The sequence below is a fragment of the Dactylosporangium sp. NPDC000555 genome (genome assembly GCF_040300025.1).
In the GTDB taxonomy this organism is placed as follows: Bacteria; Actinomycetota; Actinomycetes; order Mycobacteriales; family Micromonosporaceae; genus Dactylosporangium.
In genome coordinates this window covers 55,163-68,533 of record NZ_JBEPDB010000023.1, presented here as the reverse complement: position 1 = coordinate 68,533, position 13,371 = coordinate 55,163, and the positions used below count along the sequence as shown (strand labels likewise).

Genomic DNA, 13,371 nt, shown 5'->3' with positions numbered 1-13,371 from the left:
GTGACGTCCGAGTCGTGGCTGATGAGGCGACTGCGCGGCAATCTTCCACGCGTTCAGGCGATCACCCGTCCGTGGTCGATCGAGCCCGGCGGCAGGGCGGAAGGCCAGGCGGAGCGGCACGTCGTGCACGCACCGGTCAAGCGGGTCGTGGTCTGCGGCGACGACCCGCTGGCGCTGCGGCTGATCGAGGAGCTGATCCAGCAGTACGGCGTGCACGTGACGGCGATCCTGCCCAGCGCCGGGCGGCGGCACGGGCCCGAGATCGAGCGGCTGCTCGCCGAGCACGGCGGCCGGTTGGTCGAGGCCGAGCGGCCCGACACCGAGGCGTTCGAGCGCGCCGACCTCGCCGGCGCCGACGCGCTCGCGCTGGTCAAGCAGGACGACATCGGCAACCTCGACGCGGCACTGCAGGCGCAGGAGGTCAACAGCAGGATCCGGCTGGTCATCCGGATGTTCAACCTGCGACTCGGACAAAGCGTGCGGCGCAACTTCGCCGACGTGCGTGTGCTCTCCGACGCCCAGATGGCCGCGCCCGCGTTCGCCTCCGAGGCGCTCGGCGAGGTCGCCCCGGTGCACGTGCGGGTCGCGAAGCGCACGCTGTTCGTCGCCCGCCGCACCGAGGTGCGCCCCGACGACGTGGTCTGCGGGCTGGCCCGCACGGACGGCACAGACGAGCCCGAGCTGCTGCCGGAAGGGCAAGCCGACCTGGTGCTCGCCGTCGCCAACGGCGAACGCGGCACCACGGTCCTCGCCCGGGACGAGCGGCTCGAACCGCGAGGCCGGGCGCGTCGTGACGGGCTGCGGCGCTGGTGGCGCCGCCAGCTGCACAGCCCCGTGCGCACCCTGCGCGGCCTGGTCAGCCGCCGGTTGTGGGTCACCGCGGCGGTGCTGCTGGCCGTGCTCGCCATCGGCACCGCCGTCATCGCCCACTACAAGCAGGTCACCTGGTGGGACGCCGCCTACGTGACGCTGCTGTCGGAGCTGACCGGCGCCAGCCCCGATCTGGAGTCGCACTGGCCGGAGAAGCTGGTCACCACCCTGCTGGGCCTGGTCAACGTGGCGCTGATCCCGGTCATCACGGCCGCGGTCGTCGAGGCCGTCGTCAACGCGCGGCTCGCCATCGCGCTCGGCCGGCTGCGTGAGCCGGTGTCGAATCATGTGGTCGTGGTCGGGCTGGGCAACGTGGGCACCCGGGTCATGCACGCGTTCGTCGACCTCGGCGTGCCGGTCGTGATGATCGACCGCAACGAGAACGCCCGCGGTGCGCAGGCGGCGCGGGAGCGCGGCGTGCCGATCATCGTGGGCGACGCGAGCAGCCCCGAGACCCTGCGGGCCGCGTCCGTGGACACCTGCCGGGCCCTGGTCGTGGTCTCCACCGACGACCAGGCCAACCTGGCGGCGGCGCTGGAGGGCCGGGCGCTGAAGCCCGACCTGCGGGTCGTCCTGCGGCTGTTCGACGGCCGGTTCGCCGACCGTGTCCAGCGCGCCTTCGGCATCACCGCTTCGCGGAGCGTGTCGTACCTCGCCGCGCCCGCCTTCGCCGCCGCCCTCCTCGAGCGCGAGGTCATCGGCACGATCCCGGTGGACCGCCGGGTGCTGCTGCTGGCGGAGGTGCCGGTGTGCGCCGGCTCGCAGCTAGACGGCCGCCCGGTCGCCGCGGCCCAGGAGGCCGGCGGGGTCCGGGTGCTCGCCGTGGCGACCGACGAGGACCGCCAGACGGTCTGGGCGCCGCCGGCCGCCTATGTCCTGCGCGCCGACGATCTGCTGACCGTGGCAACGACGCGGCTGGGACTCGCCAACCTGTTGGCTCGGACCGGCGGGACGGTCGACGGATCCCGGTGAATTCCCGAGCCCTACCGGCGAGATCGCTCGTTGAATGGGCGGATCGCCCGATTTAGCACAAACAGTGCGGGCGTTTCTTCTTGCGAACCCATCGGGAGGACGCGCTCATGCGGCGTAGGTCGTTGCTCGTGGCGGGGGTATGCGCCCTGCTCGGACTCACCGGGGCGGGGGTCGCCATGGGGGCGTCCCGGCCGGTGCAGCAGGCGCCGGCCAGCGCGCCGCAGCTACGGTTGCACCGCGACGTCTCCGGGCTGCGGGAGCCGGGCGCGGAGCCGGCCGGCGTGCTGGAGTCGGTGTCCGCCGGCGCGATCGAGCGCACCGCCAGCCGCACCTTCACGTACCCGGGCGCGGACTACGTGAAGGTGCACTTCTCGCGGATCGCGCTCGAGGCCGGCGATCGAGTGGTCGTGAGCGACGCCGGCGGGAGCGAGCAGTACGAGTACACCTCGAAGGATCTCGGCGACGCGGACAACTGGTCGATGTCGGTCTCCGGCGACCGCGCTGTCGTGCGGGTGCGCAAGGCCGACGACGACGTGTTCGGCATCCGGTCCCGGCTGGCGAGCCTGGGCGTGACCGTCGACAAGGTGGCCCGCGGCCAGACCCCCGCCGAGCGCGCGAGATCCGACGCGGACCGGCGCACCGCCCGCGCCGCCGCGCCGCGCGAGGAGAGCATCTGCGGGCGGACCGACGAGACGGCGAACGCGGCCTGCTACAAGTCGTCGGACCCGGTCGCGTACGCCAACTCCAAGCCGGTGGCGCGGATCCTCATCAACGGCGTCGAGCTGTGCACCGCCTGGCGCGTCGGCACGCGCAACCGCATGCTGACCAACCACCACTGCTTCACGACGACCCGCGAGGCGCGCAACACCGAGGTGTGGTTCAACTACGAGTGCGCACGCTGCGACGGCGGCACCACGCTGCACCCGACGAAGGTCATGGGCGACCAGGTGCTCGCCACCGACGAGATCCTCGACTACACGCTGTTCAGCGTCCGCGACTTCAACCAGATCCAGCAGTTCGGATACCTGGAGATAGACGACCGCGCGCCGGTGCGCGGCGAGGAGCTCTACATCCCGCAGCACCCGCGCGGTGCGCCGAGGGTCATCACGATGCAGGACAGCACCGAGCACAGCGGCAACTGCGCGGTCAGCAACCCGTCCTACCACGGCTACGCGGCGAACACCGACCTGTCGTACTACTGCGACACCGACGGCGGCTCGTCCGGCTCTCCGGTGATCTCCCGGCGCACCAACAAGGTCATCGGCCTGCACCACTTCGGCGGCTGCCCGAACTCGGGCGTGCGCATCGACCGCATCGCCGCCCACCTGCGCGGCCTGGCATAGCGGTCGGCGGCGCTCGGGTACCGTTCCCCTCGTGCGCGTTGAGTTACGACCGGTCCGTCCCGCAGGTTGGTGGCTCGACGCGCTGTTGGTGGCGGGCTTCGCGGCGATCACGATCCTGCTCGCCGCGAAGACCCCGCTGCTGGGCCTCGACCTGGCCGTCCGCGACTTCGTCGACGTGCACCGCCCCGGCTGGGCCGACGCCACGCTGCGGATCTTCAACAAGCTCGGGCAGGGCGGCATACTCCTCACCCCGCTGGCCCTGATCACGGCGTTCGTCCTGGCCCGGGCCCGGCACACGATACGCCCGTTCCTGCTGGTCGCCGGCGCCTTCGTGATCACCTACGTGACCATCGGCCCGCTGAAGATCTGGACCGACCGCACGGCGGCGAGCGACCACGACGTCGCCCATCCCGAATACCTGTTCCACATCGACACGGGGATGTCGTACCCGTCGGGCCACGTGGTCAACGCCATCGTCTGGTACGGCGTGCTGGGCACCCTGCTGGCCGGCGTGCTGAGCCGGCGCCTGGTGGCCGCGATCCGCTACGCGGTCCCGCTGGTGCTGCTGTTCACCACGACGTACCTGAGCTTCCACTGGATCACCGACGGGCTCGCCGCCCTGATGCTGGGCCTGTTCCTGGACCGCATCCTGCGGCGCGCACCGTGGGACGCGATCCCGCTGGGCTCACGCCTGACCAGCTCAGGCTGGGCCGGCCCCTTCTACGACACCCACTGACCGCCGCGCATGACGCGCCGGACGCTCAGCGCGTCGTCGAGCAGGACCAGGTCGGCGCGGGCGCCCATGCGCAGCGCGCCGCGCTCCTCGGCCAGGCCGATCGCGCCGGCCGGGGTGGCCGAGGCCATGCGCGAGGCGGCGGCCAGCGACAGCCCGGCGCCCACCGCGCGGCGGAAGGCGCTGTCCATCGTGAGCGTGCTGCCGGCGATCGCGCCGTCGCGGGTCAGCCGGGCCACGCCGCCGGCGACGTCGACGCTCTGCCCGCCGAGTTCGTAGGTGCCGTCGGGCATGCCGGCGGCGGCCATGGCGTCGGTGATCAGGGCGGCGCGGGCCGGGCCGGTGACGGAGGCGGCGAAGGCCAGGGTGCCGTCGTGCAGGTGGATGCCGTCGGCGACGAACTCGCAGACCACCCCGGCCGCGCCGAGCAGCGCGAAGACCGGGCCGGGCTGGCGGTGGTGGGGCGGGCGCATGCCGTTGAACACGTGGGTGCCGACGGTGGCCCCGGCCTCGATGCCGGCGAGGGTCTCCTCGTACGTGGCGTCGGTGTGCCCGATCGCGGCGACGACCCCGCGGGCGACCAGCAGCCGGATCGCGTCGAGGGCGCCGGGGAGCTCGGGGGCGATCGTGACCAGGCGTACCGCGCCCTCGCCAGCCTCGATGAGCGCGCCGATCTCGTCGAGGGACGGGTGGCGCAGGTGGGCCGGGTTCTGCGCGCCGCAGCGGGCCTGCGACAGATACGGGCCCTCGAAGTGGATGCCGGCGAGCACGCCCTCGGCCACGAGCGGTGCGAACGCCTTGGTGGCGCTCAGCATCAGCTCCGGCGGCGAGGTCACCAGGCTGGCCAGCATCGTCGTGGTGCCGTGGCCCAGGTGGTACGCGGCGGCCTTGCGGGCCTCGTCCGGGTCACCGGTGGTGAAGGTCGCGCCGCCGCCGCCGTGGACGTGGATGTCGACGAAGCCGGGCACCACGACGCCGGCCGACGCGTCGGGCTCCGGCGCACTGCCCGGCGTCGTGGTGCCCAGCGAACCGATCTCGGCGATGCGGTCGCCCTCGATGCGGACGAAGCCGTCGTCGATGACGCGGTCGCCCGCGACCACCCGGACCCCGGACACCACGGTCATCAGTTGTTCCCCTTCGTGATCAGGTTGTCCAGCGCGATCAGGGCGGCGCCCAGGCAGCCCGCCTCGTCGCCCAGCGCGGCGCGGGTGATGGCCGGCTCGCGGTGGAAGGTCACGCGGGCGTGCACGCCCTCGCGAAGCGGGGCCAGTAGCGCCTCGCCGGCCTCGGCCAGGCCGCCGCCGAGCACGATCACCGCCGGGTCGAACAGCGCGATGCCGGTCATCAGCCCGTCGGCGAGCGCGTCGATCGTCTCGCGCCAGACGGCGACCGCGGTCGGCTCGCCCTCGGCGGCCAGGCGGGCGACCTCCTCGGCGGTGGCCGGGCGGCCGGCCTGCTCGGAGTATCGGCGGCCGACCGCGGACGCCGAGGCGATCGCCTCCAGGCAGCCGCGCTGGCCGCAGCCGCACCGCGGGCCGCCCGGGCGCACGACGATGTGGCCGATCTCGCCGCCGGCGCCGTGCGCGCCGGTGTACACCTGGCCGCGTACCACGTTGGCCGCCGCGATGCCGGTGCCGATCGGGATGACCAGGACGTAGTCGTGTCCGCGCCCGGCGCCCAGCCGCGCCTCGGCCAGGCCGCCGGCGCGCACGTCGTGACCGAGGGCCGCGGGCAGCCCGAGGCGTTGCTCCAGAAGAGCCTGCAGCGGTACGTCACGGAAGCCCACGTTCGCCGCCCAGACCGCGACGCCGTTGGCCTCGTCGATGACCCCCGGCACGACCAGCCCGGCGCCGACCGGCTCCAGGCCCTTCGCGCGTGCCGTCGCGGCGAGCCCCTCGGCGATGCCGAGGATGGTCTCGATCACAGCCTCCGCGCCGCGGTCCGCCCCGGTCGGGTGCCGCTCCGCGTGCTGGACCGTGTGCAGTGTGTCGCCGTCGGCGCCGACCAGGGCACACTTGATCCCGGTGCCCCCCACATCGAGGGCAATCACGGTCTGCGTCATGTGCGGTTCATCCTCGATGATCTCGGGGTGATCGGCTGGCTGATCGTTATGGCATCAAACCTGGCACGTTCGCGCAACATTGCGCATCGTTGGGATTGGCTGGCAATCCTGCTCTCCGGCCAATTTGAGCAGTTGCCTTTGCGTTTACCCGCCGTTTCGAGCATTATTGTGCACACATCTCGCACCGTACGCGCAGGGGAGGGGGGTCGCGTGGATCGGTATGCGCGCTGGAACGCGCTCCTTGAGATCCTCACCGACAGTGGGCGGATCAGCGTGGAGGACGCCGCCGAGCGGCTCGACGTGTCGCAGGCGACGATCCGCCGCGACTTCGACCAGCTCGCGCAGCAGCAGATGATCACGCGTACCCGGGGCGGCGCCGTGGCCAACGGGGTGTCCTACGACTTGCCGTTGCGGTACAAGACGGCCAAGCACGCCCCCGAGAAGCAGCGCATCGGCGCGGCCGCCGCCGCCCTCGTCGCCCCGGGCATGGTGGTCGCGCTCAACGGCGGCACCACCACGACCGAGGTCGCCCGCGCCCTCGCGGTGCGCCCCGAGCTCACCGGCGGCGTCGACGACGCGCAGCTCACCGTCGTCACCAATGCCCTGAACATCGCCAACGAGCTGCTGGTCCGCTCCCGGATGAAGATCGTCGTCACCGGTGGCGTGGTCCGGCCGCAGTCCTTCGAGCTCGTCGGCCCGCTCGGCGGCAACATCCTGCGCGACGTGACCCTCGACATCGCCCTGCTGGGCGTCGACGCGCTCGACGTGACGCTCGGCGCCGCGGCCCATCACGAGGGCGAGGCCGCCATGAACAGCCTGATGGTCGCCCGCGCCCGGCGGGTCGTGATCATCGCGGACAGCTCGAAGCTCGGCGGTCACGCGTTCGCCCGGATCTGCCCGATCGACCGCATCGACACGCTGGTCACCGACTCCAACGCGACCAACGCGACGCTGGACGCCTTCCGCGGGGCGGGCGTGAAGATCGTCACCGCCTGACGCGCGCCAGCTCGTCGAGGACGGCGAGCGCGTCCCAGTCGCCCGAGTCGGACATCTTCTCAGCGGCCGTGTTGTCCCAGGCCGTGCAGGACTGACGCGACCAGCCGGTCTCAGTGGCCGTGTTGTCCCAGGCCGTGCAGGACTGACGCGACCAGCCGGGTGAAGCCGCTGGCCAGGAGGGTCGCGGCGATCGCGGTGAGCAGCATTCCGGCGACGCGGTCCTGCACTGCGCGGGCGCGGTCGGCCGGCCCGCGACCGGCCCGCCCGGCGACGAGCACGCAGACGCCGGTCACCGCCGCGTAGAGCAGCGCGGCGGCGATCAGCGCGAGCACGCCGACGGGCCCGTGGGACTCGGCCCGGAAGCCGATGAGCACGGCGATCGCGGCGCCGCCGATCGTGAGCGGGAACGTCAGCGGCATGACGACCACCTGCCGCCAGCTCTTGCCGGACGGCGCCGACACCTGCCGGTCGGGTTCGGCGGCGCGGCCGAGCATCAGCGGCAGCGCGGCGATCATGAGCGTGATGCCACCGGTGGCCGACAGGGCGGCGGCGGGCAGGCCGAGCAGCTCCAGGAGCGGCTCGACGACGAGCAGCGTGACCACCGCGACGCCGGCCACGCCGAGGAACAACCCGACCGCGAGCCGGCGCCGCTGCCCGTCGTCGAAGGGCTGCAGCAGTGCGGCGTACGACGATCCGGCGCCGACCGGGCGGTAGAGGCCGACGAGCGCGAGCAGCAACAGGATCGCCAGGTCCGTGTGCGACACCCGGCCCCCTACCCGGCGTCGCCCGTCTCACACCCGGCGTGCCGCGCGCCTTGTGGGGTGGGTGATCGTGGGTGCGAGCAACTAGGGTTGGGGCGTATCACCCGTACCGGATGAGCTGCCAGGAGGGACGATGAAGCGCGACGACCTCGCCGCTGCGCGCGTCCCGGCCCAGCCGTCCACAGAGATCGTCGACGACTTCGTCGACGGTGACGAGCCCGCGGACGACGAGGCCGGGGCGCCCCGGGACATCGCCGTCGCCGAGGAGCCCGCCGAGCTGGACGAGCGCGGCAAGCGGATCCTGGCGTTCGAGAAGCAGTGGTGGCGCCAGGCGGGCGCGAAGGAACAGGCGATCCGCGACACGTTCGGGCTGAGCGCGACGCGCTACTACCAGCTGCTCAACGCGCTGCTCGACGACCCGCTGGCGCTGGCACACGACGCGACGCTGATCCAGCGCCTGCGCCGCCTGCGCGCCTCCCGCACCCGCCGCCGCTAACCCCGCTGGTCTCACGGCCCATTCGAATCGCGGCGCTGTCAGCGGGCCTTTTGTTGCTCCGCGTAGTTCGCCAGCCAGGCCACCTGCGTCGGGTCCAGGGACGGGCGGACGCGCTCCTGGGCCAGCTCGACGTGTGTCGCCGTCACCTCCGTGGCGTCCAGCGACTCGCGCATGGCGGCCAGGGCCGACTCGCGGATCAGGGCCGCGCAGTCCGCGGCCGAGAAGCGGTCCAGCGAGATCGCCAGGGACTTCAGGTCGACGTCGGGGGCGAGCGGCACCGACTTCGCGGCGGCGCGCAGGATCTCGGCCCGCGCGTCGGCGTCCGGGGGCGGCACGAAGACCAGGCGCTCCAGGCGACCGGGGCGCAGCAGCGCCGGGTCGACCAGGTCGGGCCGGTTCGTGGCGCCGATGACCACCACGTTGCGCAGCGACTCCACGCCGTCGAGCTCGGTGAGCAGGGCGGCCACGACCCGGTCGGTCGTGCCGCCGTCGGTGGCCTGGCCGCGGATCGGCGCCAGGGCGTCGACCTCGTCCAGGAAGACGAGCGTGGGGGCGGCCTCCCGGGCACGGCGGAAGAGCTCCCGCACGGCCCGCTCGGACTCGCCGACCCATTTCGACAGCAGCTCCGCGCCCTTGACGGAGAGGACGTTGGCCTTGCCGGTGCCGGCGATCGCCTTGACCAGGAACGTCTTGCCGCAGCCGGGCGGGCCGTAGAGGAGCACGCCGCGCGGCGGCTCCACACCGAGGCGGGAGAAGGCGTCGGGGTACGACAGCGGCCACAGCACCGACTCGGTGAGCGTCTGCTTGACCTCGACCATGTCGCCGACGTCGTCCAGGGTGACCTTCGCCAGCTCCAGGGAGCTCTCCGCCATCGAGGTCGGGCGGACCACCTCCAGCGCGGCGTCGAAGTCGGCCATGAGCACGCGCGGGGTCTCGCTCTCGCGGCGGTGGCGCAGCGCCGCCCGTACCCCCGCCTCGCGGGCCAGCGCCGCGAGGTCCGCGGCGACGAAGCCGGGGGTGCGGGAGGCGACCTCATCGAGGCGTACGTCGTCGTCGAGCGGCATGCCGCGGGTGAGCACGGCGAGCTGCTCGCGGCGCAGCGCGGCGTCGGGCAGCGGCAGCGAGATCTCGTGGGCCAGCAGCTCGGGGGAGTGCAGGGCGGGGTCGACCGTCTCGGGGCGGCTGGTGGTGCACACCACCGCCTCGCCCTCCCGGATCAGCTCGGCGAGGAGCTGGCGGAAGACGGTGGCCAGCGGCCCCGGCTGGTCGCGCGGGACGAGCGCGTCGACGTCGGAGATGAGCAGGATCGCCGGGCCCGGGGCGCGCATCTCGTCGGCGGCCCGGCGCAGCCGGCCGGCCGCGTCGTTGTTGGTCAGCGCGGCGATCTCCGGCGCCCACAGCGGGATGACCTGCGCGCCGACCTCGCCGCCGACGGCGTGCACGAGCGCCGACTTCCCCGATCCGGCCGGGCCGGTGACGAGGACGCCGAGGGAGACCGTGGTGCCGAGCTTGGCCAGCACCTCGCCGTGGTGGAAGCCGAGGTCCAGCAGTTCGATCAGCTGCTCGGCCTGGGCGCGCAGGCCCGGCAGGTCGTCGAGGGTGGGCGCCGCCGCAGCGGGCGCGCCGTCCGCCGGCACGCCCGCCGGCGTGGTCACCGCTACCGCGGCCGGCCCCGACGCGGGCGTGGCCATGACGCTGCCGGGGGCATGCGTGGCCTGGCCGTGCTCCCAGCCGACCGCGGTGTCCATGGTGACCAGCGCGCCCTGGCCCGGGTCGGCGCCGACGACGGTCAGCAGGGCGCTGGTCCAGGCGTAGCCGACGGTGTTGGACAGGCTGCGCCGGGCCGCCTCGACCAGGCCGCGGTCCACCATGTGTACCGCCGGCCGCACCGCCGACGAGGACGCTGGCAGGGTGCCCAGCGACACGTCCTGGGGCAGCAGCGACACGTTGTCGCCGATCGTGACGACCTTGCCGAGCAGGGCCAGGCGCAGCATCTCGGGCGAGACGACCGCCATGATCTCGGCGGGGCCGGACAGGGTGACGGTCTGCGCGGCGCGCAGCGGGGCGGCGGCGACGGCCACCTGCCCGCCGTCGCGCAGCCCGATGTTGCCCAGCACCAGGTCGTCGGCGTAGAGCAGGGCCCGGCTGGCGCCCGGCTCGGCCACCGCGACGATCCCGGCCGACGTGCGCCGGCCGGCGAGCGAGATCGGGTCGCCCGGGCGCAGGCCGAGCGCGGTCATCACCTCCGGATGCAGGCGCACGACCCCTCGGCGGGCGTCGAGTGCCGCAGGGCGCAGGCTGGCAGTGAGCGTCAAGGTCGCCGACACGAAGACGAGCGTAGCCGTTGCTGTGAAGGGACTGAGTGTTTGCGTCGCGGGCAACATCGGGTGCGTAGGTTTGGCCAATGCGACTTCGCCTGCCGAGCCCCAGCCGGCGCCAGCTCATCGCCGGCGCCGTGGTGGTCGTGCTCGTGACGGGGCTGGTCGGCTGGGCCGTCACGCCCAAGCCGAAGAGCTTCCGCACCATCGACCAGTTGATCACGGTGCGCACGGGGCCGGACGACTCGGCCGAGGTCACCCTCGACACCACGCTGTACCTGCCCAAGTCCGCGAGCGCCGCCGACCCGGTGCCGGCCGTCCTGCTGGCTCATGGCTTCGGTGGCACCAAGCAGAGCGTGCGCGGCGACGCCGAGCAGTACGCCGACCTCGGCTATGCCGTGCTCGCCTGGACCGCGCAGGGCTTCGGCCGCTCCACCGGCGAGATCCACGTCAACAGCCCGGACTGGGAGGTCAAGGACGCCCAGCGGCTCATCGACTGGCTCGCGGCCCGGCCCGACATCCGCAAGGACGGCACCGATCCGCGGGTCGCGGCGGTCGGCGGATCGTACGGCGGGGCGCTGTCGCTGCTGCTCGCCGCGCAGGACACCCGGGTGGACGCGATTGTGCCGATGATCACGTGGAACGACCTGGTGAACGTCTTCCTGCCCGGCGGGGTCTTCAAAAAACAGTGGGCCGGGCGGTTCTTCGGGGCCTCCGAGAACCCCGACGACCCGCAGTGCGGCCGCTTCGCCAAGGACATCTGCCACGCGTACCTCGACATCGCCACCACCGGCCGGGCCACCCCCGCCGCCGAGGCGCTGCTGCGCAAGTCGTCGCCGTCGCAGGTGCTCGACAAGATCAAGGCGCCGACGCTGCTCGTGCAGGGCCAGATCGACACGCTGTTCCCGCTGAGCGAGGGCGACGCCAACGCGCGCGGCATCGCCGCCAACGGCACGCCCGTGCGGGTGGCGTGGTTCACCGGCGGACACGACGGCGGCACCGGGCCCCAGTCCGAGGTGGATCGGCTGCGGCAGCTCACGGGCCAGTGGCTCGACCACTACCTCAAGGGCAACGGCAAGGCGCCCGCCAGCAGCTTCACCTACTCGCGCGTGGCGGGCCTCAGCGCGCAGGGCCGCGGGCTGGTCACCGCCGCCTCCTCGGTCGACGCCTACCCCGGCCTCGACGGCTCCGGCACCTCCGTCGACCTGCTGGGCCCGGCCCAGCCGATCGCCAACCCGCCGGACGGAAACCCGGCGCCGATCTCGTCGCTGCCGATCGCGGGCCTGTCGAGCCTGCTCGGCGCCGGCGGCCTGTCCCAGGAGATCCCCGGCCAGCACGCCGACTTCGTGTCCGCGCCGCTCGACGCCGCGCTCGACACCGCCGGCGCGCCGAGGGTGCGCATCCGGGCGGCGTCGCCGACCGGCGAGGCGACGCTGTTCGTGAAGCTCTACGACGTGCCGGCCAAGGGCACGCCGTCGATCCCGGACGGGCTGATCGCCCCGGTCCACCTGACCGGTCTGCCGAAGGACATCGCCGACGCGGCACCCGTGACCATCACCCTGCCCGCGGTCGTGCACCGCTTCGAGGCCGGCAGCCGGGTGCGGGTCACGGTCGCGACGGCCGACTCGGGATACTGGTCGCCGCCGGACCCGGTCGTGTACTCGGTCGCGGTCGACGGCGCGATCACGCTGCCCGCCATCGCCGGGACGCCGATCGCCAGCGCCGACGTGATCTGGCGGTACGTGCTGGCCGGCCTCGTGGCCGCCATCGCGCTCGGGCTCGCCGTGGTGCTGGTGATCGCCCGCCGCCGGGCCCGGCGCATCGACCGCAGCGTGACCGCCGAGCACGTGGACACGCCGCTGGTGGTGCGGGGGCTGCGCAAGGAGTACAAGAATTTCGTCGCGGTGTCCAAGGTGGACTTCACCGTGCGGCGTGGGCAGGTCGTCGGCCTGCTCGGCCCGAACGGCGCCGGCAAGACCACGTCGCTGCGCGTGCTCATGGGCCTCACCCGCCCGTCCGCCGGCGAGATCTTCGTCTTCGGGCACCGGCTGCTGCCCGGCTCGCCGGTGCTGTCGCGGGTCGGGGCGCTGGTGGAGGGGCCGGGCTTCCTGCCGCACCTCACCGGCGCGCAGAACCTCGAGCTGTACTGGCGGGCCACCGGCCGGCCCGCCGCCGACGCGCACTTCGACGAGGCGTACGACATCGCCGGGCTAGGCACCGCGGTGCACCGGCGGGTGCGCACGTACAGCCACGGCATGAGGCAGCGGCTCGCCATCGCGCAGGCCATGCTGGGCCTTCCGGAGCTGCTGGTGCTCGACGAGCCGACGGACGGGCTCGACCCGCCGCAGATCGCCGAGATGCGCAAGGTGCTGCGACGCTACGCCACCGGTGGCCGCGCCGTGCTGGTCTCCAGCCACCTGCTCGCGGAGGTGGAGCAGACCTGTACCGACGTGGTCGTCATGCACAAGGGCGAGGTCGTCGCGGCCGGGCCGGTCGAGGACATCGTCGGCGACTCGCCGAGCGTGCAGCTCGACGTGTCCGACGTGGACGCCGCCGAGAAGGTGTTGCAGGAGCTGACCGGCGTGCGCGCGGTGGCCTGGTCCGGCGGGCGCGGCCTGGTCGTCGACATCGACGGCACGCCGCGCGCCGAGGTGGTGGCGGCGCTGGTGCGCGCCGGCGTCGGTATCGACCGGGTCGCGCCGCGCCGGCGGCTGGAGGACGCGTTCCTCTCCCTTGTGGGCGGGGACACCAAGGCGAGTGGGGAGCGATCATGAGCGGTACGGAGCGAAGCGGAGTGGCCGCTCATTGGGGGCGCAGGTT

At 73.4% G+C, this 13,371-nt stretch carries 10 protein-coding genes; 6 read left to right on the top strand and 4 right to left on the bottom strand.

Translation table 11 applies throughout. The features are described from left to right. The 3 genes from ABT297_RS16890 to ABT297_RS16880 all read left to right on the top strand — a co-directional run bounded on the left by ABT297_RS16890 (position 1) and on the right by ABT297_RS16880 (position 3,921). A complete protein-coding gene (locus tag ABT297_RS16890) occupies positions 1–1,842 on the top strand; it encodes an NAD-binding protein (protein ID WP_350549895.1) in 1,842 nt (613 codons plus the stop codon). Between the two features lie 107 nt (positions 1,843–1,949). Then, complete coding sequence (locus tag ABT297_RS16885) at positions 1,950–3,185, top strand: trypsin-like serine peptidase (protein WP_350549892.1); 1,236 nt, start codon at positions 1,950–1,952, stop codon at positions 3,183–3,185. A 31-nt stretch (positions 3,186–3,216) separates the two neighbouring features. Next, complete coding sequence (locus ABT297_RS16880) at positions 3,217–3,921, top strand: phosphatase PAP2 family protein (RefSeq protein ID WP_350549889.1); 705 nt, start codon at positions 3,217–3,219, stop codon at positions 3,919–3,921. On the opposite strand, the gene nagA is transcribed toward ABT297_RS16880, so the two are convergent. Beyond that, entirely contained in the window at positions 3,906–5,042 is a 1,137-nt protein-coding gene (nagA, locus tag ABT297_RS16875; protein ID WP_350549887.1) for an N-acetylglucosamine-6-phosphate deacetylase, read from the bottom strand. The genes ABT297_RS16880 and nagA overlap by 16 nt on opposite strands. Continuing rightward, a complete protein-coding gene (locus ABT297_RS16870; protein ID WP_350549884.1) occupies positions 5,042–5,980 on the bottom strand; it encodes an ROK family protein in 939 nt (312 codons plus the stop codon). The genes nagA and ABT297_RS16870 overlap by 1 nt, the downstream gene beginning before the upstream one ends. A 210-nt stretch (positions 5,981–6,190) precedes the next feature. On the opposite strand from ABT297_RS16870, the gene ABT297_RS16865 reads away from it, so the two are divergent. Further along, entirely contained in the window at positions 6,191–6,976 is a 786-nt protein-coding gene (locus ABT297_RS16865; RefSeq protein WP_350549973.1) for a DeoR/GlpR family DNA-binding transcription regulator, read from the top strand. A gap of 110 nt (positions 6,977–7,086) precedes the next feature. Here ABT297_RS16865 and ABT297_RS16860 read toward each other — a convergent pair whose 3' ends face one another. Further along, complete coding sequence (locus tag ABT297_RS16860) at positions 7,087–7,740, bottom strand: MarC family protein (protein ID WP_350549881.1); 654 nt, start codon at positions 7,738–7,740, stop codon at positions 7,087–7,089. Positions 7,741–7,870: 130 nt separating this feature from the next. Between ABT297_RS16860 and ABT297_RS16855 the strand changes: the two genes are divergently transcribed. Continuing rightward, complete coding sequence (locus tag ABT297_RS16855; protein ID WP_350549878.1) at positions 7,871–8,233, top strand: DUF3263 domain-containing protein; 363 nt, start codon at positions 7,871–7,873, stop codon at positions 8,231–8,233. Between the two features lie 38 nt (positions 8,234–8,271). On the opposite strand, the gene ABT297_RS16850 is transcribed toward ABT297_RS16855, so the two are convergent. Then, complete coding sequence (locus ABT297_RS16850; RefSeq protein ID WP_350549875.1) at positions 8,272–10,560, bottom strand: AAA family ATPase; 2,289 nt, start codon at positions 10,558–10,560, stop codon at positions 8,272–8,274. Between the two features lie 77 nt (positions 10,561–10,637). Between ABT297_RS16850 and ABT297_RS16845 the strand changes: the two genes are divergently transcribed. After that, the gene (locus ABT297_RS16845; protein WP_350549872.1) at positions 10,638–13,325 is read left to right on the top strand and encodes an alpha/beta fold hydrolase; all 2,688 of its coding nucleotides are present in this window, start codon (positions 10,638–10,640) and stop codon (positions 13,323–13,325) included. Positions 13,326–13,371: the final 46 nt, after the last annotated feature.

Bases quoted from the DNA above. Each gene is read 5' to 3' on its own strand.
- ABT297_RS16845 (WP_350549872.1), top strand. From the start codon at position 10,638: ATGCGACTTCGCCTGCCGAGCCCCAGCCGGCGCCAGCTCATCGCCGGC.
- ABT297_RS16870 (WP_350549884.1), bottom strand. From the start codon at position 5,980: ATGACGCAGACCGTGATTGCCCTCGATGTGGGGGGCACCGGGATCAAG.
- ABT297_RS16885 (WP_350549892.1), top strand. From the start codon at position 1,950: ATGCGGCGTAGGTCGTTGCTCGTGGCGGGGGTATGCGCCCTGCTCGGA.
- ABT297_RS16855 (WP_350549878.1), top strand. From the start codon at position 7,871: ATGAAGCGCGACGACCTCGCCGCTGCGCGCGTCCCGGCCCAGCCGTCC.
- nagA (WP_350549887.1), bottom strand. From the start codon at position 5,042: ATGACCGTGGTGTCCGGGGTCCGGGTGGTCGCGGGCGACCGCGTCATC.